22 protein-coding genes and 2 riboswitches are annotated in these 24,346 nt (G+C 61.4%); of the genes, 7 read left to right on the forward strand and 15 right to left on the reverse strand.

Going from position 1 to position 24,346, the window contains the following annotated elements; all coding sequences use genetic code 11:
- Position 1: 1 nt before the first annotated feature.
- Entirely contained in the window at positions 2-1,108 is a 1,107-nt protein-coding gene (locus AACY19_RS00370; RefSeq protein WP_339446835.1) for a PilT/PilU family type 4a pilus ATPase, read from the reverse strand.
- Between the two features lie 131 nt (positions 1,109-1,239).
- Between AACY19_RS00370 and AACY19_RS00375 the strand changes: the two genes are divergently transcribed.
- Positions 1,240-3,777, forward strand: coding sequence for a PAS domain-containing hybrid sensor histidine kinase/response regulator (locus AACY19_RS00375; protein ID WP_339446837.1), 2,538 nt, complete (start codon positions 1,240-1,242; stop codon positions 3,775-3,777).
- Between the two features lie 52 nt (positions 3,778-3,829).
- Positions 3,830-4,105 carry a peptidylprolyl isomerase gene (locus AACY19_RS00380; RefSeq protein WP_007912322.1) on the forward strand — a complete coding sequence of 92 codons (276 nt, stop codon included), beginning with the start codon at positions 3,830-3,832 and terminating at the stop codon, positions 4,103-4,105.
- A 108-nt stretch (positions 4,106-4,213) separates the two neighbouring features.
- Here AACY19_RS00380 and AACY19_RS00385 read toward each other — a convergent pair whose 3' ends face one another.
- The 8 genes from AACY19_RS00385 to AACY19_RS00420 form a co-directional block, all read right to left on the reverse strand.
- The gene (locus AACY19_RS00385) at positions 4,214-5,152 is read right to left on the reverse strand and encodes a sugar kinase (protein ID WP_339446839.1); all 939 of its coding nucleotides are present in this window, start codon (positions 5,150-5,152) and stop codon (positions 4,214-4,216) included.
- A 130-nt stretch (positions 5,153-5,282) separates the two neighbouring features.
- The gene (locus tag AACY19_RS00390; RefSeq protein WP_339446841.1) at positions 5,283-6,497 is read right to left on the reverse strand and encodes an amino acid deaminase; all 1,215 of its coding nucleotides are present in this window, start codon (positions 6,495-6,497) and stop codon (positions 5,283-5,285) included.
- 39 nt (positions 6,498-6,536) lie between these two features.
- Positions 6,537-7,301 carry an IclR family transcriptional regulator gene (locus AACY19_RS00395; protein ID WP_339447860.1) on the reverse strand — a complete coding sequence of 255 codons (765 nt, stop codon included), beginning with the start codon at positions 7,299-7,301 and terminating at the stop codon, positions 6,537-6,539.
- A 147-nt stretch (positions 7,302-7,448) separates the two neighbouring features.
- The gene (locus tag AACY19_RS00400; protein ID WP_339446843.1) at positions 7,449-7,838 is read right to left on the reverse strand and encodes a RidA family protein; all 390 of its coding nucleotides are present in this window, start codon (positions 7,836-7,838) and stop codon (positions 7,449-7,451) included.
- Between the two features lie 32 nt (positions 7,839-7,870).
- Complete coding sequence (locus tag AACY19_RS00405; RefSeq protein ID WP_339446845.1) at positions 7,871-8,668, reverse strand: amino acid ABC transporter ATP-binding protein; 798 nt, start codon at positions 8,666-8,668, stop codon at positions 7,871-7,873.
- On the reverse strand, positions 8,665-9,327 hold the full coding sequence (locus AACY19_RS00410; RefSeq protein WP_339446847.1) for an amino acid ABC transporter permease: 663 nt from the start codon (positions 9,325-9,327) through the stop codon (positions 8,665-8,667). The genes AACY19_RS00405 and AACY19_RS00410 overlap by 4 nt, the downstream gene beginning before the upstream one ends.
- Positions 9,328-9,336: 9 nt before the next feature.
- Entirely contained in the window at positions 9,337-9,999 is a 663-nt protein-coding gene (locus AACY19_RS00415) for an amino acid ABC transporter permease (protein ID WP_003225455.1), read from the reverse strand.
- Positions 10,000-10,050: 51 nt separating this feature from the next.
- Positions 10,051-10,899: a transporter substrate-binding domain-containing protein gene (locus tag AACY19_RS00420; protein ID WP_339446849.1), complete on the reverse strand. Its 849-nt coding sequence runs from the start codon at positions 10,897-10,899 to the stop codon at positions 10,051-10,053.
- Between the two features lie 339 nt (positions 10,900-11,238).
- Between AACY19_RS00420 and AACY19_RS00425 the strand changes: the two genes are divergently transcribed.
- Positions 11,239-11,706, forward strand: a complete 468-nt coding sequence (locus AACY19_RS00425; protein WP_339446851.1) for a thioredoxin family protein — start codon at positions 11,239-11,241, stop codon at positions 11,704-11,706.
- A gap of 115 nt (positions 11,707-11,821) precedes the next feature.
- Here the strand turns inward: AACY19_RS00425 and AACY19_RS00430 are convergent, their stop codons facing one another.
- Positions 11,822-13,381, reverse strand: coding sequence for a TerC family protein (locus tag AACY19_RS00430; protein ID WP_339446853.1), 1,560 nt, complete (start codon positions 13,379-13,381; stop codon positions 11,822-11,824).
- Positions 13,382-13,673: 292 nt separating this feature from the next.
- Positions 13,674-14,078 carry a MerR family transcriptional regulator gene (locus AACY19_RS00435; RefSeq protein ID WP_339446855.1) on the reverse strand — a complete coding sequence of 135 codons (405 nt, stop codon included), beginning with the start codon at positions 14,076-14,078 and terminating at the stop codon, positions 13,674-13,676.
- A gap of 77 nt (positions 14,079-14,155) precedes the next feature.
- Between AACY19_RS00435 and AACY19_RS00440 the strand changes: the two genes are divergently transcribed.
- Entirely contained in the window at positions 14,156-15,379 is a 1,224-nt protein-coding gene (locus tag AACY19_RS00440) for an NADH:flavin oxidoreductase/NADH oxidase family protein (RefSeq protein WP_339446857.1), read from the forward strand.
- A gap of 41 nt (positions 15,380-15,420) precedes the next feature.
- Here the strand turns inward: AACY19_RS00440 and AACY19_RS00445 are convergent, their stop codons facing one another.
- The 4 genes from AACY19_RS00445 to cobW form a co-directional block, all read right to left on the reverse strand.
- Complete coding sequence (locus AACY19_RS00445; RefSeq protein WP_339447862.1) at positions 15,421-16,023, reverse strand: vWA domain-containing protein; 603 nt, start codon at positions 16,021-16,023, stop codon at positions 15,421-15,423.
- A gap of 53 nt (positions 16,024-16,076) precedes the next feature.
- Positions 16,077-17,078 (reverse strand): ATP-binding protein, encoded by a 1,002-nt coding sequence (locus tag AACY19_RS00450; RefSeq protein WP_339446859.1) that lies wholly within the window; start codon positions 17,076-17,078, stop codon positions 16,077-16,079.
- 164 nt (positions 17,079-17,242) lie between these two features.
- A complete protein-coding gene (gene cobN, locus AACY19_RS00455) occupies positions 17,243-21,091 on the reverse strand; it encodes a cobaltochelatase subunit CobN (RefSeq protein WP_339446861.1) in 3,849 nt (1,282 codons plus the stop codon).
- Positions 21,092-21,094: 3 nt separating this feature from the next.
- Positions 21,095-22,168, reverse strand: a complete 1,074-nt coding sequence (gene cobW, locus AACY19_RS00460; protein WP_339446863.1) for a cobalamin biosynthesis protein CobW — start codon at positions 22,166-22,168, stop codon at positions 21,095-21,097.
- A 100-nt stretch (positions 22,169-22,268) separates the two neighbouring features.
- Positions 22,269-22,480: riboswitch (cobalamin riboswitch) on the reverse strand.
- Positions 22,481-22,659: 179 nt separating this feature from the next.
- A riboswitch (cobalamin riboswitch) is annotated at positions 22,660-22,881 on the forward strand.
- A gap of 120 nt (positions 22,882-23,001) precedes the next feature.
- Between cobW and AACY19_RS00465 the strand changes: the two genes are divergently transcribed.
- Genes AACY19_RS00465 through AACY19_RS00475 form a run of 3 tightly spaced genes read left to right on the forward strand, consistent with a single transcriptional unit; the run spans position 23,002 to position 24,322 of the window.
- Positions 23,002-23,199: a CbtB domain-containing protein gene (locus AACY19_RS00465; RefSeq protein WP_339446865.1), complete on the forward strand. Its 198-nt coding sequence runs from the start codon at positions 23,002-23,004 to the stop codon at positions 23,197-23,199.
- Between the two features lie 11 nt (positions 23,200-23,210).
- Complete coding sequence (locus AACY19_RS00470; RefSeq protein WP_339446867.1) at positions 23,211-23,912, forward strand: CbtA family protein; 702 nt, start codon at positions 23,211-23,213, stop codon at positions 23,910-23,912.
- A complete protein-coding gene (locus AACY19_RS00475; RefSeq protein ID WP_339446869.1) occupies positions 23,909-24,322 on the forward strand; it encodes a cobalamin biosynthesis protein in 414 nt (137 codons plus the stop codon). Before AACY19_RS00470 ends, AACY19_RS00475 begins: the two co-directional genes overlap by 4 nt.
- Positions 24,323-24,346 lie beyond the last annotated feature (24 nt).

Consider the following 24,346-nt stretch of genomic DNA (forward strand, 5'->3'; position numbering starts at 1 on the left):
CTCAGTCCATCAGGCCCCACTCGCCCGAGGTGGGTGGGGTCGGTGCCGCGTCCGCTTGCAGTTTCAGACGCAGGCGCAGGTTGTTCACGGAGTCGGCGTTCTTCAGCGCTTCTTCCTCGCTGATTGCGCCTTCCACCACCAAGGCGTGCAACGCCGCATCGAAGGTCTGCATGCCCAGCTCTGCGGACTTTTCCATGATGCCCTTGAGTTCGCCCAATTCATTGCGGCGGATCAGGTCGCCGATGGTTGGCGTGCCCAACATCACTTCGACGGCGGCCCGCCGCTGCCCGCCCAGGGTGCGCACCAGACGTTGCGAAACGAAGGCTTTGAGGTTATTGCCCAAGGCATGCAGCAATTGCGGCCTGCGCTCTTCGGCAAACAGATTGATGATCCGCTCCAGCGCCTGATGGGCATTGTTGGCATGCAGGGTCGAGAGCACCAGGTGCCCGGTTTCGGAAAATGCGAGTGCGTGCTCCATGGTCTCGCGGTCACGAATCTCGCCGATCAGCACCACGTCCGGGGCCTGACGCAGGGTGTTTTTCAGCGCGGCATGAAAGCTGCGGGTGTCGACACCGACTTCGCGCTGATTGATGATCGACCGCTTGTGCCGGTGGATATACTCGATCGGGTCCTCAATGGTGATGATGTGGCCACTGCTGTGGCGGTTGCGATGATCGATCAGCGCCGCCAGCGAGGTGGATTTGCCCGAGTCGGTAGCCCCGACGAACAGGATCAGGCCTTGCTTGAGCATCACGCTGTCGAGCAGCACCGACGGCAGCTTCAGGTCTTCGAAACGCGGAATATCGAGTTTGACGTTACGGATTACAATCGACACATCGTTGCGCTGCTTGAACAGGTTGACCCGAAACCGGCCAATGCCGGCCCGGGAAATCGCCAGATTCATTTCCAGATCGCGTTCGAACTCGTGACGCTGCTCGGCATCCATCAAGGCATGGGCGATGGCGCTGACCTCACCGGGTTTGAACGGCTGCTCGCTGAGCGGTGTCAATACGCCCTGGAAACGCGCGCTGGGCGGCGCGCCGGTGGACAGGAACAGATCGGAGCCATGCTGACTCGCAAGGCGTGTTAACAGCGCATCGATTTCCATGGCAAAAAAGCATCCACAAGGCTTTCAATATTCAGACGTGGCCCGTTGCAGTGACGCAGCGGTACATTGAACGTCTACCGTCCTGAAGGATAGTAGACGCCGCATACCGAATGACCCCCAGGACTTATGTGATGAACGCTGTACCCACCCGCGACGACGCTCAGGCGTTGATCGCCCGCACCGACTGGAACGACACCCCCCTGGGCGATGCCGGAGCCTGGCCGCAGAGCCTGCGCACCGCCATCGACATCGTGCTCCACTCGCCCATGCCGATGCTGTTGCTCTGGGGGCCGCAGCTCACGCAGATCTATAACAATGGTTTCGCGATCCTCGCCGGCAGCAAGCATCCCAAGGCTTTCGGACAGCCAGCCCACCTGATATGGCCGGAACTGAGAGACTTTACCGACCCGATTTACAGCGCCGTCCTGCAAGGTCAGGTGCGAACCTACAGCGAGCGGCGCTTTACCTTGCAGCGCGAAGGGAAAGAATCCGACTTCTGGCTGGATCTGACCTACAGCCCGATCCGCGATGAAAACGCGCAGGTGGCCGGGATTCTGGTGACGGCCATCGAAACCAACGAGCGTCGCCGCGTCGCTCTGGAACTGCAACAGCGCTCCGAAGAAAGCCTCAAGGCGCAATTGCAAACCGAGGAGCGCCTGCAGCTCGCCCTGGCCGCCACCGACGCCGTTGGCACCTGGGATTGGGACATCGGTGAAGACCGCTTCATCGCCGACGCCCATTTCGCTCAGTTGCACGGTGTCGATCCGGCACGGGCCAGTCAGTTACCGATCAGTGACTACCTGCAAGGCGTCCACCCCGAAGACCGCGCGATGATTGCGCGCAGCATCAAGCACTGCATCACCCATGGCACCGAATACGCCGAGGAATATCGCCTGCTGCAAGCCAATGGCGAGTTGCGCTGGGTGTTTGCCCGTGGCCGCTGCTACAAGGATCACCATGGTCGGCCGGTGCGTTTCCTGGGTGCGGCGCTGGACCTGACCGAACGCAAACACACCGAGCAGGCCTTGCGCCAGAGCCAGACCGAGTTGCAGCTGATCATCAACGCCATGCCGATTCTGATCAGCTACGTCGACCGCGAGGAGCGCTTTCGTCTCAACAACGCCGCGTATCTGGACTGGTATGGCCTCACGCCGCAGGAGCTTTATGGCCGCACCATTCGCGACGTGGTCGGCGAGGAAGCGTACTTTCTTCGTGCGCCGTACATTGCCGAAGCTCTGGCAGGAAGACCTTGCTCGTTCAGCCTGTACACCCAGCACCGCGACGGCAGCACCCGTCATGCATTGATGAACTACCTGCCGCGTTACGGCGCCGACGGCGCAGTGAACGGCTTCTACATCTTTGTGATCGACGAAACCGAGCGCAAGAAAACCGAAGAAGCCCTGCGCAACCTCAACGAAACCCTGGAAGAGCGCGTCAGCGCCCGCACCGAACAACTGGCCCAGGCCAATCAGCGTCTGCAAAACGAGATGTTCGAGCGCGAGCGCGCCGAAGACGCCCTGCGCCATGCGCAGAAGATGGAAGCGGTCGGCCAGCTCACCGGCGGCATCGCCCACGACTTCAACAATATGTTGACCGGGATCATCGGCAGCCTTGACCTGATGCAACGCTACATTGCGGAGGGCCGGGCCAATGAGATCGGGCGCTTCACCGAAGCCGCCGTTTCGTCCGCCAACCGGGCGGCAGCGCTGACCCATCGCTTGCTTGCGTTCTCCCGTCGTCAATCGCTGGACCGCAAGACCCTCGACGTCAACGAGCTGATTCATTCGCTCGAAGATTTGATCCGGCGTACCAAGGGCGATCCTATCGAGCTCAAATTGCAGTTGGCGGAGAACCTCTGGCCGGTCAGCACCGACGTCAGCCAACTGGAAAACGCCCTGCTCAACCTGGTGATCAACGCCCGGGATGCGATGCCCAACGGTGGCGAGTTGTTGATCGAAACCGCCAACGTCTACCTCGACGGCAACGACATCATTACCCTTGAGCCGGTCAAGGCGGGCGATTACCTGATGCTGGCGGTCAGCGACAACGGCACCGGCATGACGGCATCGGTGCGCTCCAAAGCGTTCGATCCGTTCTTCACCACCAAACCGATCGGACAGGGCACCGGTCTTGGCCTGTCGATGATCTACGGTTTCGCCCAGCAGTCCGGCGGCCATGTCAGCCTCGACAGCTTGCCCGACCAGGGCACCTGCGTGCGCCTGTACTTGCCGCGCCTGCACTTGCAGGTGACGCAGCAGCCGCCGCTGGAGCCGATCAGCGAGCCATCCACCGCGGCGTCGGGGGAAACCGTGGTGGTGGTCGAAGATGATCCGGCAGTGCGCATGCTGGTGGTCAATTTGCTCAATGAGCTGGGTTATCGCGCCTTCGAAGCGCTGGATGCGCCCGCCGCGCTGACGTTGCTGGATTCCGAACTGCGGGTCGATCTGCTGGTGACGGACGTCGGCCTGCCGGGCATGAACGGGCGCCAACTGGCGGAAATTGCCCGCCAGCAACGCCCGGCACTGAAAGTGTTGTTCATGACTGGTTATGCGCAGATCGCCGCCGAGCGTCAGGGTTTTCTTGAGGAAGGCATGGACATGGTCGCCAAGCCGTTTGCCCTGGATTTGCTGGCCAACAAGATACGCACGATGATCAACCAAACCCCGTGAGTTGAGGCATAATCCCGCGCCCCGCCGCCACCCCGTTATCAGGTATCGCACGATGAAAGCCCAAGCCCGCCACATTCTGGTGAAAACCGCCGAAGAGGCCGAACAGCTCAAGCAACGCATTGCCAAGGGCGAAGCGTTCGACGTCCTGGCGAAAAAATTTTCCACTTGTCCGTCCGGCAAGCGCGGCGGCGATCTGGGTGAAGTGCGTCCGGGGCAGATGGTCGGCGCGATTGATGCGGTGATTTTCAAGAAACCGCTGCGCACGGTGCATGGGCCGATCAAGAGCAAGTTCGGGTATCACCTGGTGCAGGTGTTTTACCGCGATTGATGGGTTGGCTTTCGGGCCTCTTCGCGAGCAAGCTCGCTCCCACATTTGAAATACACTCCCCTGTGGGAGCGGGCTTGCTCGCGAACCGATTGCGCAGCAAGCGGCCATTCAAACCTGCTTCGGAATCAGCGCTCCCGGCACCTGAATCACCCGGCTCGCCAACCGATGCCCCGCCTCCGCGGCTTCAGTCGGGGTGCCCCCCATCAAACGACTGGCCAGATACGCCGCACTGAACGAATCACCCGCCGCCGTGGTGTCCACCACCTTCTCGACCTTCTGCGCCGGCACTTCAAACGCCTCGCCCTCACAGCGAATCAGGCAGGCCTCAGCACCCCGCTTGAGCACCACTTCTGGCGTGCCGATTTGCGCATAAGCGTCGAACACCTTGTCGCAGTCCGCAAAACCAAACAGCGCCTGCTCGTCATCCACCGTCAGCAACGCCAGATCGATATAAGGCAAGACGCTGCGATACGCCACTTGCGCATCGGCGACCGATGCCCACAGACGTGGCCGGTAATTGTTGTCGAAGACGATGCGGGCATCGCGCTGACGGGCTTCGATCAGGGTCTGGATCAGCCGTGCTCGGCCCTGCGCACCGAGCACGGCCAAGGTGATCCCGCTGAAATACAACACGTCGTAATCCGGCAGCGCCGCCAGAACAGGCTCGGCCGCCGGCGTGGTGAAGCAGTCACGCACGGCGGCTTCGTTGCGCCAGTAGAGGAAACGCCGCTCGCCGTTGGCGTCGGTCTGAATGCAATACAGACCCGGCAAACGCCCGGGCAATCGCTGCACCAGATCGAGACCGATGCCTTCCTCGGACCAGACCTGACACATGGCGTCGCTGAAACTGTCATCGCCGAGCGCAGTGACGTAATCGACCCGAGCCCTGTCGCCCAATGCGCGCGCGAGATACACCGCAGTGTTGAGGGTGTCGCCACCGAAGCTTTGTTGCAGGCTGCCGTCGGCACGTTGCTGGAGTTCGATCATGCACTCGCCGATCAGGGCGATGCGCGGGGTGTGGGGGCCCAATGGGCTGAGGGTGTTCATCTTGAGGTGTCTCTGTTGATTCACGGGTGGCTGATCCGGCGCTTTCGCGAGCAAGCCCCCTCCCACACCTGGAATGCATTCCCCTGTGGAAGCTGGCTTGCCAGCGAATGGCCAGGACTCGGTGCTGGATTTAGAAGCAGGTCTCCATGCGCTCGATCACCGACAACTGCTCATCCACCAACAACCCCACCCGCCACTTGTCGAACGTCAGGCAGGGGTGCGAAGTGCCAAAGGAAATGATGTCACCTACGCGCAACTCGACCCCCGGCGCCACCGTCATGAACGCGTGCTGGTCCATCACCGCCGTGACCTTGCACGCACCGACATCATCCCCCACCGCCGGCACTGCGCCAGCCTTGTAACGCAACAATGGCACCGGCAAACCGGCGTCATACGCCACATCACGCTTGCCCAATGCGATCACCGCAAACCCTGGTTCCGGCAGCGATTGCACGTGCGCCCAGACTTCCAGCGCCGGACGCAAACCTTCGTGCAGGTCACTGCGACGGTCGAGCACGCAGCACTGTGCTTCCTTGTAGATGCCGTGGTCATGCGCCACGTAACTGCCCGGACGCAACACGCTGAGGAAACGGCCAGCGGCGTTCTGCGCTTCGAACGATTCGGCAATCAGGTCGTACCAGGCAGAACCGGACGCGGTGATGATCGGCTTGGCGATGGCAAACGCGCCGCTGTCCTGCAACTGCACCGCCAAACGCACCAGCGATGCCGCAAACTCGCGAATCCCGCTGACCGCGTGGTCGCCGTGAATCACGCCTTCGTAGCCTTCGATGCCGGTCAGGGCCAGCGCCGGTTGCGCGTTGATGGCCCTGGCCAGAGCGATGACTTCCTGTTCGCTGCGGCAACCACAACGACCGCCGACCACGCCGTACTCGATCATCACGTTCAGCTTGACCCCGCGCGAAGCGAAGTAGGCACCGAGATCGGCGACGTTGTCCGGGTGATCGACCATGCAGTAGAAATCGAACGACGAATCGACCAGCAGATCGGCAATCAGCGCCATGTTCGGCCTGCCGACCAACTGGTTAGCCATCAGCACCCGACGCACGCCGTGCGTGTAAGCGGCACGAGTCTGAGTAGCGCTGGCGAGGGTAATGCCCCACGCGCCGGCATCGAGCTGGCGCTGGAACAGCGCCGGCGTCATGCTGGTTTTGCCGTGGGGCGCGAGTTCGGCGCCGTTGTCACTGACGAATTTCTGCATCCAGCGAATGTTGTGCTCCAGCGCCTCACGGTGCAGCACCAGCGCCGGCAGGCTGACGTCACGCGCCAGATGCGCGCCGAGTGCGGCGTCGCCCTTTTCCACAGCAGTATTGATGGCAGTCGTCATGGTCGAACTCCTCCTGTTCGCGGCCGCAGGCGGTCGCGATTATTCGTTGATACGCCGGGCGAGGCTGTTGGCGCTCTCGATCAGAACCCGGCGATAGTCGTTGTAATTGTTCTTCGCATCGGCCCGAGGGGCGACGATGCACAGGGTGCAAATCGCTATGCCGTTACGGTCTTTGACCGGTGCGGCGAAGCAATGGGTGAAAGTGTCGGCGACACTGTCGAAGGAGAAGAAGCCGTCGATGCCGGCCTGACGGATTTCCGCGAGAAAATGCTCCAGCGGCAGGCGCTCGCCGTCGGGCAGGATGAAGTCGTCTTCGTCGATCAGGTCGATGATTTGCTGGTCGCTCAAATGCGCGAGCAGCAGGCGCCCGGAAGCGGTCCACGGGATCGGTGCGTTTTCGCCGATATCGGAAGAAATGCGGAAATGCCGCTCGCCCTCCTTCATCAGCGCCACCGTGTACTTGCGCCCGTTGAGCAGGCACATCTGGGCAGTTTCACGGGTCTGGCTGACGATCTCCTGCAAGGCGTGATCGGCTTCGCGGCTGAGGTCGAAGTGTCGCAGATGAGCCTGACCGAGGAAGTACAACTGCCGCCCCAGATAAACATGACCGTCCTTGCCCACCGGTTCCAGAATCCGTCGTTCCAGCAGGGACGCGACGAGTTCGTAGACCGTGGATTTCGGGCTGCCGATGCCGTTGGCGATGTCGTTGGGGCGCAGCGGCTGGCCGATCTCCTTGAGGAAATCGAGGATATCGAACGCTCGGTCCAGACCGCGTGCCCGGCGCTTGATGGTGTCTTCGGTCATTTCAGTGGTTCCCATTCAAAGTCGCCGGGAGTTTACCGAGGGTAGTGCGTCGCCTGGTAGGCCGCTTTCGCGAACATGTCCGTGCCCACAGGGGATTGCATTTCAAATGTGGGAGCGAGCCTGCTCGCGAAGAAGTCAGCACAGATTTCAGGCCTTCTTCTTGTATGCGATGCAGTCGATCTCGACCTTGCAATCCACCATCATGCTCGCCTGCACACAAGCCCGTGCCGGGGCGTGTTCCGGTTTGAAGTACTCAGCGAACACCTTGTTGAAACTGCTGAAATCACGCGGATCGTCCAGCCACACGCCAGCCCGTACCACGTCTTCGAGGCCATAACCGGCCTCTTCGAGAATCGCGATCAGGTTCTTCATGGTCTGATGGGTCTGCTCGACGATGCCGCCAACAATGATCTCGCCCCCCACCGCCGGCACCTGCCCGGACACGTGCAACCAGCCATCCGCTTCAACAGCGCGCGCGAAGGGACGTGGCTGGCCGCCGGCGGCGGTGCTGCCAGTGCCGTAACGAGTAATGCTCATGGGTATTTCTCCTGGGTTACAAAAGTGAAAAGTCAGAACCGCGTGCTTTTGAGGAACTCGGCCAGACGCGGTGATTGCGGGCGTTCGAACAGATCCTTGGGAGGCCCCTGCTCTTCGATCCGCCCCTGATTCATGAAAACGATTGTGTCCGACACCTCGAAGGCGAACCGCATTTCGTGGGTCACCAGCAACATGGTCATGCCCTCTTCGGCGAGGCCCTTGATCACGTTGAGCACTTCGCCGACCAGTTCCGGGTCGAGGGCCGAGGTGACCTCATCGAACAGCATCAGGCTCGGATTCATCGCAATGGCCCGGGCAATCGCCACGCGCTGCTGCTGACCGCCGGACAACTGGCCGGGAAAGTGATTGCGCCGCTCCAGCAAGCCCACGCGCTCCAGCCATTTTTCGGCGAGGGCGACCGCTTCGTCCTTGTGCATCTTCTTGACCTTGAGCAGGCCCAGGGTGACGTTTTGCAACGCGGTCAGGTGCGGGAACAGGTTGAATTGCTGAAAGGCCATGCCGGTCATCGCGCGATGGCGGGCAATCACCTTTTCAGCGTGCCTGATACGTTTGCCGTTGGTTTCGTCGTAGCCGATGGATTCACCGTCGAGCAGGATCTGCCCGCCCTGGAATTCTTCGAGCATGTTCACGCAACGCAGCAGCGTGGTTTTGCCGGAACCGCTGGAACCGATCAGCGTCACCACGTTGCCACGCTGCATGCTCAGATCGACACCCTTGAGCACTTCGACCGCACCGTACTGTTTGTGCAACCCGCGAATGTCCAGCAGTGGCTGGCCGTTTTGAACGTTGGAAACTTGAGCTTCAGTCATGGCAAGGCCACCCGCTTTTCAATGTGCCGGCCGAGTAATTCGATGCCGTAGTTGATGACGAAGAACAGAAAACCGGCGAACAGGTAGAACTCCAGCGTCATGAAGTTCCGGGCGATGATCTGTTGCGTGCTGAGCAGCAATTCGGCGACGCCGATCACCGAAAGCAAAGTCGAGGCCTTGACGATTTCGGTGGACGAGTTGACCCAGGTCGGCAGGATCTGCCGCAGTGCCTGGGGCAACAACACGTAGCCAAGGGATTGGTAGAACGTCAGGCCGATGGCCTGGCTCGCTTCCATCTGCCCGCGTGGCAAGGCTTGCAGCGCTCCACGAACAATTTCGGCAACGTGGGAGCCGCAGAACAGGGTCAGGCCCAATGCACCGGCCTGGAACGCGCTGATCTGCCAGCCGAGCGCCGGCGCCATATAGAAGCACGCCAGCACCAGCACAAACACCGGCGTGCCGCGAATCAGGTCAACGTACAGACGGAACGGCGCACGCATCCAGAATTTGCCGTAGGTCAGTACCAGGCCAGCAACCACGCCCAGCATCGTGCCCAGCAAAATCGCCAGCGCCGAGACTTGCACGCTGGTCAGGAAGCCCTGCCACAGCGGCTCGCGCGCTACCCACAATTCATGCAGCCAACTTGGAGATTCGTACATCACAGCCTCCTATCGGCGGATTGCCAGACGCTGCTCGAGGTAACGCAGCAGCATGGCAATGAGGTAACAAGCCGCGACATACAACGCCGTGGTCACCAGCCAGGTTTCGATCACCCGGTAGCTTTCGACGTTGATCTTGCGCGCGTAATAGGTCAGCTCTGGCACCGCAATCGCAGCGGCCAGTGAGGTGTCCTTGAACAGCGAAATGAAGTTGTTCGACAGCGCCGGCAAGACGTTGCGCAGCATCACCGGGACGGTGACGTAGGCCTTGACCTGCCATTCGCCCAGGCCGATCGCCAGCCCGGCCTCACGCTGGCCTTTGGGAATGCTCAGCAAGCCGCCACGGAACACTTCGGTCAGGTACGCCCCGGCATACAGCGACAGGGTGATGATGAACGAAGGGATTTTGTCCAGCCGGATGCCCAGGCTCGGCAGCGCAAAGTAGATCAACAGAATCAACACCAGAATCGGCGTGTTACGGACCACCGTGACATACACCGAAGCCAGTACCCGCAAGGCGCGATGCTTCGAGAGCAAGGCAAACGCCATCAGCAGGCCGATCACGCAGCCGATGGCGATTGACACCAGCGCCAGTTCAAGGCCCAGACCGAGCCCCGCCAGCAAGGTGTCGAAATCGCGCCACACGGCGGCAAAGTTCAACTGATAGTTCATGGTCAGCAGTACCTTGAGCGGGGCGACGTGGATCGCCCCACTCTCACGGGATCATTTGAATTCGACGGGAAAACCGATGGCTGGCGAAGGCAGATCGACACCGAACCATTGCTTGAACGACGCCGCGTAAGTCGGGAATTCAACGCCGGTCATGGCCTCATGCAACGCGGTGTTGACGAAGTTCAGCCAGTCCTGATCGCCACGTTTGACGGCGCAGGCGTAGGTCTGCGGGCTCCACGCATAGGTCGGGCTGCGGTAGCGGCCTGGGTTCTGCACCATCAGATATTTGACCGAAGACTGGTCAGTGGCGGCGGCATCGGCGCGACCGGAGTTCACGGCCTGATACATCAAATCGACGCTGTCGTACTGGTCAACCTTGGCTTTGGGCAGTGCCTGGTGCACCAATTCTTCGGCGTAGACGTTTTGCAGCACCGCCACCGTGACGCTGTCGCCGGCGGCTTGCAGGTCCTCGATTTCCTTGTACTTGCTGTTGTTCGGCAGCAGCAGACCCACACCTTCGCGGTAGTACGGGAGCGTGAACGCGACTTGCTGGGCGCGACTGGCGGTGACGGTGATGAACTGGCAGCTCATGTCGACCTTGTCGGTCAGCAGATTGGGAATCCGCGCATCGGACGACTGCACCACGAACTCGACCTTGCTTGGGTCGTTGAACAGACCTTTGGCGACGATCCGCGCGATGTCGATATCAAAACCCTGCAACTTGCCGTCCGCGCCCTGGAAGTGCCACGGCGCATTGGTGCTGCCAGTGCCCACAATCAGTTTCCCACGGGCCAGCACACTGTCGAGCTTGCCGTCGGCCGCCTGGGCGGTACCCATGGCAGCGGACGAAGCCGCGAGAACAAAAACACACGCTTTGAACAAGGAAGGTCGGCGATGCATGGCAAGCACTCCAAAGGGCTGTTTATTCCGCTATACCGGAAGATGGTTTGTTACTACGGAATAGACAGCAGAAAGTGTGCCACAGGATTCGGATGGAATCTGTAGTTGTATGAAATATCTTGATAATCAAAGAGATGAGAACCAACGCCGCAGCGTTGCCAGGCGTGTCCCCCATGCAACCGCGCTACCGTTGGCCACACTTGACGGGTATCCGGGCCACATTTCAGGGCACGTGGCACAAAAAAAAGCATGGCACACCTGTCAACTCTGACAGTAGGCGCGAGTGCCGGGCAGCCCTATCGTGAACAGGACTTCGCTGCACCCGAGAAGGAGATTTCGATGAGTGCCGTCATTTCGCGTTCTGATCTGGCCCCGGTCTATCGCAAAGTCCTGAAAACCTGGCGCCCGGTGATCCTCTATTTCGCCGATGAACATTGCCCCGCCTGCGAATGGGCCGGGCCGGTCTTTCGCCAGACGGCCGAGCCCTACCGGCATCGCGCCAATATTTATATGCTCAACACCAGCGAAACGCCCCGGCACCCGCAGGTCACCGGTACGCCGACGGTGCTGTTTTACAAGGACGGCAGACTGGTGAAAAAACTCAAAGGCATCGGCACTGAAGAAACCCTCGCACGGGATTTCGCCGAACACATCGGCAAGACCAAAGCGCCCACTGCGCCCCGACAGCGAACGCATGATCTGTCTTGGCTACGTGGAACATTTCGTACTCTGCGCACTGTTCCTCGGGCACGCCTGCGGAGTCTGTGCCGAACATGCGGACTGAGAAACTACACTTTTGATCAGTGAACACTGCGGTGCCTGAACCCAAGCATTCGCGAGCAGGCTCGCTCCCACATTGAAACGCGTTCCAATGTGGGAGCGCTCGCGAAGAGGACAGTACAGTCGCCAGAGAACTCAAGTATTACGCGGCAGCACGCTCCAAAAGCACCCGCGTCACTCGCCGCTCTTCAACCGCTTTCACCGTCATCTGCCAACCGTCATGCTCCAGACGGTCACCGGTGACCGGCAAGCGATCCAGCAGGCTCATGACCAGCCCGGCCATGGTCTGGTAATCCTCGGTCGGCTCAGCCCCAAAACCGGTAAGCTGGCGAACCCGTGTCAGGTTCAACGCACCGCTGACCAGGAATCCACCCGATTCCTCGACCACATCCGGGCCTTCTATCTCGCTCGCATCCGGCAACTCGCCGGCAATCGATTCGAGGATGTCGGTCATGGTCAGTACCCCGACAAAGTCGCCGAATTCGTTGACCACGAAGGCAATGTGGGTTGACGCGCCGCGCATCTGCTCCAGGGCATTGAGGATGGAATAACTGTCGAGCAGATTGATGGTCTTGCGTGCCAGGTGTTCCAGGTCCGGCTCCACGCCGCCCAGGTATACCTTGAGCAATTCCTTTTTATGCACGAAGCCCAACGGCTCATCCACCGCTCCGTCGCGAATCAACGGCAGACGCGAGTAGGACGAATGCATCAACCTGGTACGAATCGTCTCGGCGTCATCCGCCAGATCAATCGCATCGACATCCGCACGCACGGTCATCAGGCCACGAATCGGTCGTTCTGCCAGTTGCAGCACGCCGCTGATCATGACCCGCTCCCGACGATCAAACAGCTCCGCGCTCGGCGCCTCACCGTTGTCCAACAGGTCGGAAATTTCTTCGCCGACCTCTTCCACCGCCAGTTTACGACCGCCAAGCAAACGCATGACCGCGTGGGCCGTGCGCTCCCGCAGGGGACGCAGACCCTGCATCGAGCGCTTGCGGCGAGCGCGGGCGATCTGGTTGAACACCTCGATCAGAATCGAGAAACCAATGGCGGCGTACAGATAGCCTTTTGGAATGTGGAAGCCCAGACCTTCAGCGGTCAAGGCGAAACCGATCATCATCAAAAAGCCCAGGCAGAGCATGATCACGGTCGGGTGCGCATTGACGAAGCGGGTCAGCGGCTTGCTCGCCACGATCATCAGGCCGATGGAAATGATCACCGCGATCATCATCACCGCCAGTTCATCAACCATGCCCACGGCGGTAATCACCGCGTCCAGCGAGAACACCGCGTCCAGCACCACAATCTGCGCGACGATAGGCCAGAACAGCGCATAAGCGGTGTTGCTGGTGCGTTCGCCGACATGACCTTCCAGCCTTTCATGCAGCTCCATGGTTGCCTTGAACAACAGGAACACACCGCCGAACAGCATGATCAGGTCGCGACCGGAGAAGCTCTTGTCGAATACCTCGAACAGCGGCTGCGTGAGGGTGACCAGCCAGGAAATGCTCGCCAACAGGCCCAGGCGCATGATCAATGCCAGCGACAGGCCGATAATCCGCGCACGGTCACGCTGATGCGGCGGCAATTTGTCCGCCAGAATCGCGATGAACACCAGGTTGTCGATACCCAGTACCAGTTCCAGCACGATCAGCGTCAACAAGCCCAGCCAGGCTGTGGGGTCCGCTATCCATTCCATAAAATGTCTCGATCTCTCTTCAGTAAATTCAGGCTGCCGGACACGGCAAAGTGCAACGCGAAAGCGCTGGGGCTGCGTTGTCAACGATAGTCGGGGGTCGGAAAACCGGATGCTGCGAGTGCGTCAAGACCGCGCCAGGGCGCAAAAAGAAGGTGCTCTGTTCAAGAGACGGGGGAGGCTCCGAGAGGGTGTTCATGCAAATCCTGAATGGAAAAAGGCCCTCGAGCCTACACGCTGAGGCCCCGTATTCCCCAGCGAAAAATTATTTCGGGATCTGTACGAGAGCCTCAATTCAGTCTTTGAAAGACTGCATGACCCGCTCGGCATTGGCGTGGCACGCCATGCCCTCCGGCCGGCTGGTAATGCCGTCGATGACCGCAAGGAGTTGCGCCCGGTTCTCCGCCAGATGCACTTGCATCGCTTCAATCTGTTCCACCTTGCGCATCAGGCTCGCGACCAACGCTTGCTCGTTGAAATCACCCGTCACCGGGTGCGGCAACAGCGTCTTCAGTTCGTCGAGGCTGAAACCAGCCTGCTGGGCGCGCTGGATGATATTGAGGGTTTGCAGAACTTGCGGCGGATAACGGCGATAGCCATTGCCTTGTCGCTCGACCTTGGGGATCAGGCCCTGCGCCTCGTAAAAGCGAATGCGCGACGCGTTGAGCCCACTCATCTGCGCCAGTTCACCAATCTTCATTGCAACCTCGCTCCACCGCTTGACATTAAAGTTAACTTTAAGCTTAGCCTCGCTCCATCACTGCTGAGGAGTCAAGCATGTCGCCCTTTCAAACACTGAATCTGCCCAACGGTCAGCGCATCGCCAACCGTATCGCCAAAGCGGCGATGGAAGAAAACCTTGCCAATAGCGAACAGGCACCTTCCCCGCAACTGTTTCGCCTGTATCAGTCCTGGGCGGAAGGCGGCGCCGGACTGTTGCTGACCGGCAACGTGATGATCGACCGGCGCGCCATGACCGGCCCGGGCGGGGTCGTCCTTGAGGACGAGCGTCATCTGCAGCAATTCCGCCAATGGGCGACCATCGGCCGCAGTGGCGGCGCGCAGTTCTGGGTGCAGCTCAACCATCCTGGGCGCCAGACCATGGCCAACCTCGGTCAGCAAGCATTGGCACCTTCAGCGGTTGCGCTGGATCTGGGCCAGTTTTCGAAGATGTTTGCCGAACCCACGCCCATGAGCCAAAGCGCTATCGAAGACGTTATCCAGCGCTTCGCCAAAAGCGCCGCGCTTGCCGAGAAGGCGGGTTTCACCGGGGTGCAGATTCACGCCGCCCATGGCTATCTGTTGAGCCAGTTCCTGTCGCCGCTGACCAACCAGCGGACAGATCAATGGGGTGGCTCGCTGGAAAATCGTGCGCGCCTGCTGCTGTCGGTGGTCGAAGCGGTTCGCCAAGCGGTCACGCCGCAGTTTTGTGTCGCGGTAAAGCTCAATTCGGCGGATTTCCAGCGTGGCGGATTCGACACCGACGATGCCCGTCAGGTGATCGAGTGGCTGAACGAATGGCCGATTGATCTGCTGGAGTTGTCGGGTGGCAGTTATGAGGCGCCGGCCATGCAGGGCGAAGCACGCGACGGGCGCACGTTGGCCCGCGAGGCGTACTTTCTGGAAATGGCCGGCGAACTGGCCAGCGTGGCGCGCATGCCGGTCATGGTAACTGGCGGCATCCGGCGCCTGGCGGTGGTCGAGCAAGTGCTCGACAGCGGTGTGGCGATGGCCGGGATCGCCACCGCACTGACCCTTGAGCCGCACCTGGTCAGGCACTGGCGCGAAGGCCGCGACAGCCATCCGCAATTACCGCCGATCCGCTGGAAACGCAAAGCCCTGGCGTCATTGGCGAACATGGCGGTGGTGCGCTTCCAGATTGATCGCCTCAGTCGCGGGCGCAAGCCCAAGCCAAAGGTATCGGCGCTTTGGGCGTTGCTTCGTGACCAGGTCTATCTGGGTCGCCGCGCCCGTCAGTATCGACAAGCCATGGGGGTGTGACGAGATTCGCTAGCGAAGGGGCCGGCCCAGGCGCCGCCCCCTCAAAGATCATCAATGTGCCGATATTGCGCATCCAGCGCCCCGGCCAGTTGCTTCGCCCGTCCCAGACGAATCGGCCCGCGTTCGATGTCGATCAACAGGCCCGGACACTCCAGTAGCGGTAAACCGCACAGATCTTTCAAGCGACCATCGGTCACCACCAGCAGGCGCTGTTGTTCAGCAGGGAAGCGTTTGCGCCGCAACGTCAGCCATTGCTGCGCCTGCCCCAACGCGGCGAGCAATGGCGTACCACCGCCCGCGCCCAGCCCCTCCAGCCACACACGCAGACCAGTTGAAGCCTTCAAACCCTGCACCTGCCATGTCGGCGCGGCGCCGCTGGCAGTCAACAGCGCCAGCCGCGCGCGCTGGCGATAAGCGTCATCGAACAGTTGCGCGAGCAAGCCTTTGGCATCGCGCAACGCCTGATGCCGGCGCGTCGAGGCCGAGGCGTCGACAATCACCAGCCAAAGCTCATGGGGCGTGCGGGTACGCAACTGGAACAACAGATCAGCGCGCCGTTGCGGGCGACCGTTCAGCAAGGTTGCCGGCCAGTTCACCGAACCACTGCGGGTGCTGTGACGCTTGCCCTGACGGCCGTTGTCCAGGCGTCCGGCCCGGGGTCTGGCATTCGCCCCCGCGTCGGATCGGGGGCGAATGCCTAAGGCTTTTTTGGCCAGCTCGGCACTTCGCGGCGTGCGCCAGTGGCGAGTGCCGGAGCAGGCATTTCGCCCCACTGGCCCTGCCCTTCACCGGGATTGGACTCAGCGCTGGCCGGGTTTGACGCGGGGGGTTGCGGGCTCGACGTCGATGGCTCACGGCGCCGGTGACGCAGCGCAAACTCGGCCACCGCATCGATATCCGCTTCGGCAATGGCCGCAGACCCGCGCCACGCCGCGTGCGCCCGGGCAGCACGAAGCCACACCAGGTCAGCGCGCAAACCGTCGACACCCGCCGCAAAACAACGCTCGGTGATGTGCGCCAGCGCGACATCGTCCAGCGCAATACCGGCGAGACGGTTGCGGGCGTTTTCGCAGCGTTCACGCAGGGCTTGCTGCTGCGCTTGCCATTGCGTGCAAAAGGCCTGCGGATCGCTGTCGAAATCCAGTCGCCGGCGAATGATCTGCCCGCGTTCAGCCGGCGCCGTGTTGCCGCCGAGGGCGACGTTCAGACCGAAGCGGTCAAGCAGTTGCGGACGCAGCTCGCCCTCTTCCGGGTTCATCGTGCCGATCAGCACGAACTTCGCCGAATGACGATGAGAGATGCCGTCACGCTCGATCAGGTTGGTGCCGCTCGCGGCCACGTCGAGCAACAGGTCGACCAGATGATCGGGCAGCAAGTTGACTTCATCGACGTACAGAACGCCGCCGTCAGCCTTGGCCAGCACGCCGGGAGAAAACTGCGCGCGACCCTCGCTCAGCGCCGCATCAAGATCGAGGGTGCCGACCAGACGTTCTTCGGTGGCGCCCAGCGGCAAGGTGACGAACTGACCGCTGGCGATCAGATCAGCCAGACCACGGGCCAAGGTGGATTTGGCCATGCCGCGCGGGCCTTCGATCAACACACCGCCAATCTTCGGATCGATGGCGGTGAGGCACAGAGCGAGTTTCAGATCATCGGCGCCGACCACGGCGGAGAGGGGGAAATGCGGGGTGTCGGTCATTTGGGTTTTCTCTGTCGTGGTCTTTGGTGTGCTTGAGTGTTGTGGGGTGTTCTGCCGAGTTACGCCGACCTGATAGATCGAGCCGAGCTCAAGTTTTGACAGCAACAGAGATCGGCCCCCTCTCCCTCCCGGAGAGCGCTGGGGTGAGGGTAGCTTTTGAGCGGCTACATATCTTCCTCAATATCCAGCAGCAGATTCTCCAACGCTTCTTTATAAACCCCGGGTTCCTGCCACATCCCGCGCTGTTGAGCTTCCAACATGCGCTCGGCCATGTCCCGCAGCGCATGCGGATTATGCTCACGAACAAAATCCCGGGTCGCCGGGTCGAGCAGATAAGCATCGGCCAGCAGTGCATATTGGTGATCGTCAATCAACTGCGTCGTCGCATCGAACGCGAACAAGTTATCAACCGTCGCGGCCATTTCGAACGCCCCTTTGTAGCCGTGGCGCTTGACCCCGTCGATCCATTTCGGATTGACCGCCCGCGAACGGACCACCCGGTTCAGCTCTTCTTTCAAGGTACGGATTTTCGGCAGATCCGGTTGGCTGTGGTCACCGTGATAACTGGCCGCCGCTTCACCGCGCAGGGTTTCGACCGCTGCGAGCATGCCGCCCTGAAACTGGTAGTAATCATTGGAATCGAGCAAGTCGTGTTCGCGATTGTCCTGATTCTGCAGCACCGCTTGCACCTGACTCAGACGCTGGACGAACTGGTCGCGGGCGGCCGTGCCCTCGTCCGAACCGCCATAGGCGTAGGCGCCCCAGTTCAGATAAACCTCGGCCAGATCCTCACGGCTCTGCCACAAACGCCCATCGATGGCACCCTGCACGCCGGCACCGTAAGCACCGGGTTTGGCGCCGAAGATGCGCCAACCGGCCTGACGCCGCGCGGTGTCCTCATCAAGTCCCGTTTGCCGCAGCGCCTCGCGCTCGGCCCGTACCTTGGCCGCCAGCGGATTGAGATCGTCCGGTTCATCGAGGGCGGCGACGGCTTGCACCGCTGCGTCGAACAGACGGATCAGGTTGGCAAAGGCGTCGCGGAAGAATCCGGACACGCGCAACGTGACATCCACTCGCGGACGATCCAGCAGGCTCAGCGGCAGAATTTCGAAATCGTCCACGCGCTGACTGCCGGTCGCCCACACCGGACGCACGCCCATCAAGGCCATGGCCTGCGCAATATCGTCGCCGCCAGTGCGCATGGTGGCGGTGCCCCACACCGACAAACCAAGCTGACGCAGGTGATCGCCGTGATCCTGCAAGTGCCGCTCGAGAATCAGCGTCGCCGACTGGAAACCGATGCGCCACGCTGTGGTGGTCGGCAGGTTGCGCACGTCCACCGAGTAGAAGTTGCGCCCGGTGGGCAGCACATCGAGGCGGCCACGGCTGGGCGCCCCGCTCGGGCCGGCGGGAACGAAACGGCCGCTGAGAGCATCGAGCAGGCCACGCATTTCGGCAGGGCCGCAGGCGTCCAGGCGCGGGGCGACGACCTCGCGCAGAGAATGGATGATCACATTTACATCAGACCACCCCGGGCCCTGTGGGAGCGAGCCTGCTCGCGAAAGCGCTGTGTCAGGTAAATGGCTGTCGGCTGAAACTCCGCCTTCGCGAGCAGGCTCGCTCCCACAAGATTTTTGCAGGGACTCGCAGATCATCTGCGTGGCAAACAGTTCGAGGCGTTCACGGGTATCGCCGGCAGTGCGCCAGACTTCATCGCTTTGCGATTGCAGAGCCTCGGGACGCGGGCCTGTCCATGGATCGGCCAGCGCACAATCGAGTGGATCGAATCCGAGTTCGAACGCTTTGGCGAGTGCGCGCACCAGGCTCGATTGCGCGCCTTTGCCGTCGCCTCGTGGAATACGCAGAAGCGCCAACAACGTATCAACACGCAAACGCCCGGTCGGCGACTCGCCAAAAATATGCAGCCCGTCACGAATCTGCGATTCCTTCAGATCACACAAATACGTATCCAGACGCGGCAACCAGATTGCCGCATCGGCGTCGCTGTCCAGCCCGGCATCCAGCTGCAATTCACGATCAATCTGCGTGTCGCGCACCAGTTGCAGAATGTCGCGTTGCAACTCCCGGGCGCGACGCGGATCGAGCAACTGCGCTTCGTAATACTCGTCGGCCAACAGTTCCAGATTGCGCAGCGGGCCGTAGGTTTCAGCGCGGGTCAGCGGCGGCATCAGGTGATCAATGATCACCGCTTGGGTGCGCCGCTTGGCCTGGGCGCCCTCGCCCGGGTCGTTGACGATAAACGGGTAGATGTTTGGCAACGGCCCGAGCAACGCATCCGGCCAGCAATTGTGCGAAAGCCCGACACCCTTGCCCGGCAACCACTCGAGGTTGCCATGCTTGCCGACATGGATCACGCCGTGGGCACCGTAGGTGTTGCGCAGCCAGAAGTAGAACGCGAGGTAAGCGTGAGGCGGCACCAGATCCGGGTCGTGATACACCGCGCTCGGGTCAACCTGATAACCCCGTGCGGGCTGGATGCCGACGAAGGTCAGGCCGAACCGCAAACCGGCGATCATCATGCGTCCGTCGCGGTACATCGGATCGTTTTGCGGCGCTCCCCAACGCTCGATCACAGCGCTGCGATTAGCTTCCGGCAGCGCGTTGAACATCGCCAAGTAAGCGTCCATCGCCAGGCTTTGCTGGCACGGGCGCAGGTCAATCGTGTCGAGATCATTGCTGACGCCACCGAGCAATTGCTGGATCAACGCGGTGCCACTTTCCGGCAACTCGGCGCCGAGCGGATAACCCTCAGCCTGCAACGCCCGCAGGATATTCAGCGCTGCGGCCGGCGTATCGAGGCCGACACCGTTGCCGATACGACCGTCGCGGGTCGGGTAGTTGGCAAGGATCAGCGCGATGCGTTTTTCGCCGTTCGGCACCCGCGCCAGATCAATCCAGCGCCGTGCCAGTTCGGCGACGAAGTCCATGCGCTCAGGCTGTGCCCGGTAGCAGACAACATCGGACTGACTGCGCTCACTGCGCCACGCCAGATCCTTGAAGCTGATCGGCCGGCTGATGATGCGCCCGTCGAGTTCAGGCAAGGCAATGTGCATCGCCAGATCACGCGGGCCGAGACCCTGCTCGCTGTCACGCCAGCCAGGTTCGTTGTCCTGGGCGCAAATCGCCTGGATCACCGGAATGTTGCGGCGAAACGGGCGCAAATGCGGCGCTTCCGGGCTGGACTGGGCAAACCCGGTGGTATTGAGAATCACCGAGGCCGAGACTTCGTCCAGCCAATCCTCGACCACCGCCAGGCAGCCGGGCTCCTTCAGACTCGCCACCGCAATGGGCAACGGATTAAGCCCTGCCGCTTGCAGACGCTGGCAGAACACGTCGATGAACGTCGTGTTCGCCGCCTGCAAATGCGAGCGGTAAAACACCACCGCCGCGACCGGTTGCTTCGCCAGCCACTCGGCTTGCCAGTCACTCAGTGCCGCGGTGTTTTTTTGTGGATGGTAAATCGCTGTACGCGGCAGGGTTTGCGGCTCTTCCCACGCGTAATCGCGGGCCAGCCAACGGGTAGCCAGACACCGGAAAAAATCCAGCGCATTGCCCATGCCGCCTTGACGCAAAAACTGCCAGAGGCGGTTGCGATCCTCGGCGTTGACGGTGCTCAAATCGCTGAGCTCCGGATCAGGCCGGTCATCGCCCGGCACCAGGATCACCTGCACGCCACGCTCGGACAGCTCGACCAAACGCTCGACGCCATAACGCCAATAGGCGATGCCGCCGTGCAACGAAATCAGAATGACCTTGGCATGGCGCAGCACTTCGTCGACGTACAAATCGACCGAGGCGTGATTCTGCACCTGCATCGGGTTGGCCAGGCGCAGGCTCGGATAATCCTCCGGCAACTGCTGTGCTGCTTCGGCGAGCAGCGCCAGGCTGGAGTCGCCGCTGCACAGGATCACCAGCTCGGCGGGGGTTTGCCCAAGGTCGGCGATGTTGTCATCCGACACGAAACCGCCGGGTTGGGTCCTGAGCAGGTGCATGGCTTAAACGCTGAGCGCGGCGCGCAGTTGCGCTTCGAGTTGCGCGGCGTCGAGTTCCTGACCGATCAGCACCAGACGCGTCACGCGCGCTTCATCGGCGCCCCACTGGCGGTCGAAATGCTTGTCGAAACGCGTGCCCACGCCTTGGATCAGCAGACGCATCGGCTTGTTCGGGATGGCCGCAAAGCCTTTCACACGAAGGATGCCGTGCTGGACCACCAGTTGCGTCAGCGCGTCGAGCAGCAGGCTTTCGTCGGCTTGCGGCAGCTCGATGGAGATCGAATCAAAAGCGTCGTGATCGTGGTCATCATGATCGTCATCGCCTTCACCATGGTGATGATCGTGATGGCTGTGGCGGCTGTCGATGTGCTCTTCGGAGCCGGCGCCGAGGCCGATCAGCACGTCCAGCGGCAGACGGCCATTGCTGGCTTCGATGATCTTCACCGCCGGCGGCAATTCTTCAGCGACTTCAGCGCGGACGCGCGCCAGATCTTCCGCGCTGGTCTGGTCGGCCTTGTTGAGAATCACCAGGTCGGCGCTGGCCAGTTGGTCGGCAAACAATTCGTGCAGGGGCGATTCGTGGTCGAGGTTCGGATCGAGTTTGCGCTGGGCATCGACCTGATCCGGGAACGCGGCGAAAGTGCCAGCGGCCACGGCCGGGCTGTCCACCACGGTGATCACCGCGTCAACCGTGCAGGCGCTGCGGATTTCCGGCCACTGGAAGGCTTGTACCAGCGGTTTTGGCAGGGCCAGGCCCGACGTTTCGATGAGGATGTGATCGAGGTCGCCGCGACGGGCGACCAGTTCACGCATCACCGGGAAGAACTCTTCCTGAACGGTGCAGCACAGGCAGCCGTTGGCCAGTTCGTAGACGCGGCCGGTGGCTTCTTCTTCGGTGCAACCGATGGTGCATTGCTTGAGGATTTCACCGTCAATGCCCAACTCGCCAAACTCGTTGACGATCACCGCGATGCGACGGCCCTGCGCGTTGTCGAGCATGTGGCGCAGCAGCGTGGTCTTGCCCGAGCCAAGGAAGCCGGTGACGATGGTGACAGGGAGTTTGGCCAGTGTTTTCATCGGTATGCCCTTTGGCAAGCGGCGGGCATACGGGACGAGGATCGGCAACGCGGACGCGCGCCTGATGAGTTCGCCACCGGATCACCCCGCCCGGTTGAAAGTGAGAATCTGTGACGAGGCAGGTCTCCTGGCTGACAGTGTTCAGGCGCCGGGCCTGGCATTCGCTGCGCCTTCCCGCTGGCTCATCGATTGAGCTGGCAGTGGCGTGGCAGCGAACATCACCGTTCACAGTTGCGGGGGCAGCCGCGGCTTTGACCGCGTTCCCTTCTTAGCTTCGGCAACGGCCGAAGAACCTCGAATGCGCAAGGCTACGCATGGGTTGCTTATGGGTCAATGCTTGGATTGGGGGCCTATCCGTTTCTGCGGCAACGGCTACTTGGGGGCAGCCCTTACGGCGCAACCCCAAGCCGCCGTGACCGCAGCAACGGATATCCCACACCAATTCAAACCCACCACCCCATCCAATTGACTCAAATCCCCCCTCATGCTCTCCTACACAACTTGTTACGGGTGCCCTTCACAGGGTGAAACGGGAAACCGGTGAATCATGTGCTTTACTCAAGCCCATGTCAGTCCGGTGCTGCCCCCGCAACGGTAAGCGAGCGAAGCGTCAAAACCACTGTGCCAGCAAGGCATGGGAAGGTGACGCTTGCAGGTCGGCCTGACGCCAACCCCTCGTGAGCCCGGAGACCGGCCCGCAACACACAGCCCGCATTGTGCGCGCTGAACACAACAAACCCGCGGTGGGCGGGCGCTGTTCGAACCTCTGCGCGCCCGACCCGCAGGGGTTTCATGCGCTCGATTCGCCCGCTGACACTCCAGAGGGAAGCGCCATGTCGATCATCAGCAGCACCGGCAGCAACACGGACAAAATCTCCAGCACCTCAACCTTGACCCAACGCCTGACCGCCGCCGTCTTCGCGTCGATTCTGGGTGCCAGCCTGGTTTATTTCGCCGGTTTCTCGCACATCGAAGCGGTCCACAATGCCGCCCACGATACCCGCCACAGCGCCGCGTTCCCGTGCCACTGAGACCTGCCGACATGATCAAGCGAATTGCGCAAACCGCAGGCTTCACCGGTCTGTTGGCCGCCCTGCTCCTCACGCTGCTGCAAAGCTTCTGGGTGTCGCCGCTGATTCTTCAGGCAGAAACCTACGAGAAAGCCGAACCGGTGGCCGTCCACGAACATGCCGCAGGCGCGATGGCCGCTCACACCCACGATGCCGAAGCCTGGGAGCCGGAAAACGGCTGGCAGCGCGTGGTTTCGACCACCGGCGGCAATCTGGTGGTGGCCGTCGGTTTCGCCCTGATGCTCGCCGGTCTCTACACCCTGCGCGCACCGACGAAAACCTCCCAGGGGCTGCTCTGGGGTCTGGCCGGTTACGTCACGTTCGTACTGGCGCCAACGATGGGCCTGCCACCAGAATTGCCGGGCACTGCCGCGGCGGACCTCGCTGCTCGGCAAATCTGGTGGATCGGCACGGCCGCCTCTACCGCCGTTGGCCTGTCGCTGATCGCCTTCAGCCGCCACTGGCTGATGAAGATCCTCGGCATTGCTATCCTGGCCGTACCTCACCTCATCGGCGCGCCGCAACCGCAAGTGCATTCGATGCTCGCTCCGGAAGCGCTGGAAACCCGGTTCAAAATCGCTTCGCAGCTGACCAATGTGGCGTTCTGGCTGGCCCTCGGCCTGATCAGCGCCTGGTTGTTCCGCCGCAAACGCGATGGTCTGTACCACGCATGACCGATGACAACGCAGTGCCGACCTTCGCCGTCGGCCTGGGCTGCCAGCGCGGCTGCCCGGCCAGTACGCTGCGCGCCCTGCTTGATCAGGCCTTGCAGGCCCATCGCATTGAACTCAATGCGGTCAAGGCCCTGGCCAGCATCGACCTGAAGCGCGACGAGCCCGGCTTGCAGGAACTCGCCGCACAACTGGCCCTGCCGTTGCTGTACTTCAGCAGTGAACAACTGGCCAGTTTTCAAACGCAACTGAGCCACCATTCGCAAATCGCCTACGAGCGAACCGGTTGCTATGGCGTGGCCGAAAGTGCAGCACTGGCGCTGGCCGAACAATTGATTCAGGCACCGGCAAAACTGCTGATTTGCCGACAAAAATACGCCCAGGCAACCCTGGCATTGGCCGGCGCTGCGTAAAATCCCGATAATCTCCGCCATCGA

It is taken from the genome of Pseudomonas sp. EA_5y_Pfl2_R50, assembly GCF_963970475.1.
Lineage (GTDB): Bacteria > Pseudomonadota > Gammaproteobacteria > Pseudomonadales > Pseudomonadaceae > Aquipseudomonas.

What these genes read in the sequence shown, in the direction of transcription:
- AACY19_RS00435 (WP_339446855.1), bottom strand. Translation starts at nt 14,078, where the DNA reads ATGAAGATTGGTGAACTGGCGCAGATGAGTGGGCTCAACGCGTCGCGC.
- AACY19_RS00390 (WP_339446841.1), bottom strand. Translation starts at nt 6,497, where the DNA reads ATGACGACTGCCATCAATACTGCTGTGGAAAAGGGCGACGCCGCACTC.
- AACY19_RS00410 (WP_339446847.1), bottom strand. Translation starts at nt 9,327, where the DNA reads ATGTACGAATCTCCAAGTTGGCTGCATGAATTGTGGGTAGCGCGCGAG.
- cobW (WP_339446863.1), bottom strand. Translation starts at nt 22,168, where the DNA reads ATGAAAACACTGGCCAAACTCCCTGTCACCATCGTCACCGGCTTCCTT.
- cobN (WP_339446861.1), bottom strand. Translation starts at nt 21,091, where the DNA reads ATGCACCTGCTCAGGACCCAACCCGGCGGTTTCGTGTCGGATGACAAC.
- AACY19_RS00380 (WP_007912322.1), top strand. Translation starts at nt 3,830, where the DNA reads ATGAAAGCCCAAGCCCGCCACATTCTGGTGAAAACCGCCGAAGAGGCC.
- AACY19_RS00425 (WP_339446851.1), top strand. Translation starts at nt 11,239, where the DNA reads ATGAGTGCCGTCATTTCGCGTTCTGATCTGGCCCCGGTCTATCGCAAA.
- AACY19_RS00370 (WP_339446835.1), bottom strand. Translation starts at nt 1,108, where the DNA reads ATGGAAATCGATGCGCTGTTAACACGCCTTGCGAGTCAGCATGGCTCC.
- AACY19_RS00405 (WP_339446845.1), bottom strand. Translation starts at nt 8,668, where the DNA reads ATGACTGAAGCTCAAGTTTCCAACGTTCAAAACGGCCAGCCACTGCTG.
- AACY19_RS00475 (WP_339446869.1), top strand. Translation starts at nt 23,909, where the DNA reads ATGACCGATGACAACGCAGTGCCGACCTTCGCCGTCGGCCTGGGCTGC.
- AACY19_RS00375 (WP_339446837.1), top strand. Translation starts at nt 1,240, where the DNA reads ATGAACGCTGTACCCACCCGCGACGACGCTCAGGCGTTGATCGCCCGC.
- AACY19_RS00415 (WP_003225455.1), bottom strand. Translation starts at nt 9,999, where the DNA reads ATGAACTATCAGTTGAACTTTGCCGCCGTGTGGCGCGATTTCGACACC.
- AACY19_RS00385 (WP_339446839.1), bottom strand. Translation starts at nt 5,152, where the DNA reads ATGAACACCCTCAGCCCATTGGGCCCCCACACCCCGCGCATCGCCCTG.
- AACY19_RS00450 (WP_339446859.1), bottom strand. Translation starts at nt 17,078, where the DNA reads ATGACCGACACCCCGCATTTCCCCCTCTCCGCCGTGGTCGGCGCCGAT.
- AACY19_RS00430 (WP_339446853.1), bottom strand. Translation starts at nt 13,381, where the DNA reads ATGGAATGGATAGCGGACCCCACAGCCTGGCTGGGCTTGTTGACGCTG.
- AACY19_RS00395 (WP_339447860.1), bottom strand. Translation starts at nt 7,301, where the DNA reads ATGACCGAAGACACCATCAAGCGCCGGGCACGCGGTCTGGACCGAGCG.
- AACY19_RS00420 (WP_339446849.1), bottom strand. Translation starts at nt 10,899, where the DNA reads ATGCATCGCCGACCTTCCTTGTTCAAAGCGTGTGTTTTTGTTCTCGCG.
- AACY19_RS00465 (WP_339446865.1), top strand. Translation starts at nt 23,002, where the DNA reads ATGTCGATCATCAGCAGCACCGGCAGCAACACGGACAAAATCTCCAGC.
- AACY19_RS00440 (WP_339446857.1), top strand. Translation starts at nt 14,156, where the DNA reads ATGTCGCCCTTTCAAACACTGAATCTGCCCAACGGTCAGCGCATCGCC.
- AACY19_RS00400 (WP_339446843.1), bottom strand. Translation starts at nt 7,838, where the DNA reads ATGAGCATTACTCGTTACGGCACTGGCAGCACCGCCGCCGGCGGCCAG.
- AACY19_RS00470 (WP_339446867.1), top strand. Translation starts at nt 23,211, where the DNA reads ATGATCAAGCGAATTGCGCAAACCGCAGGCTTCACCGGTCTGTTGGCC.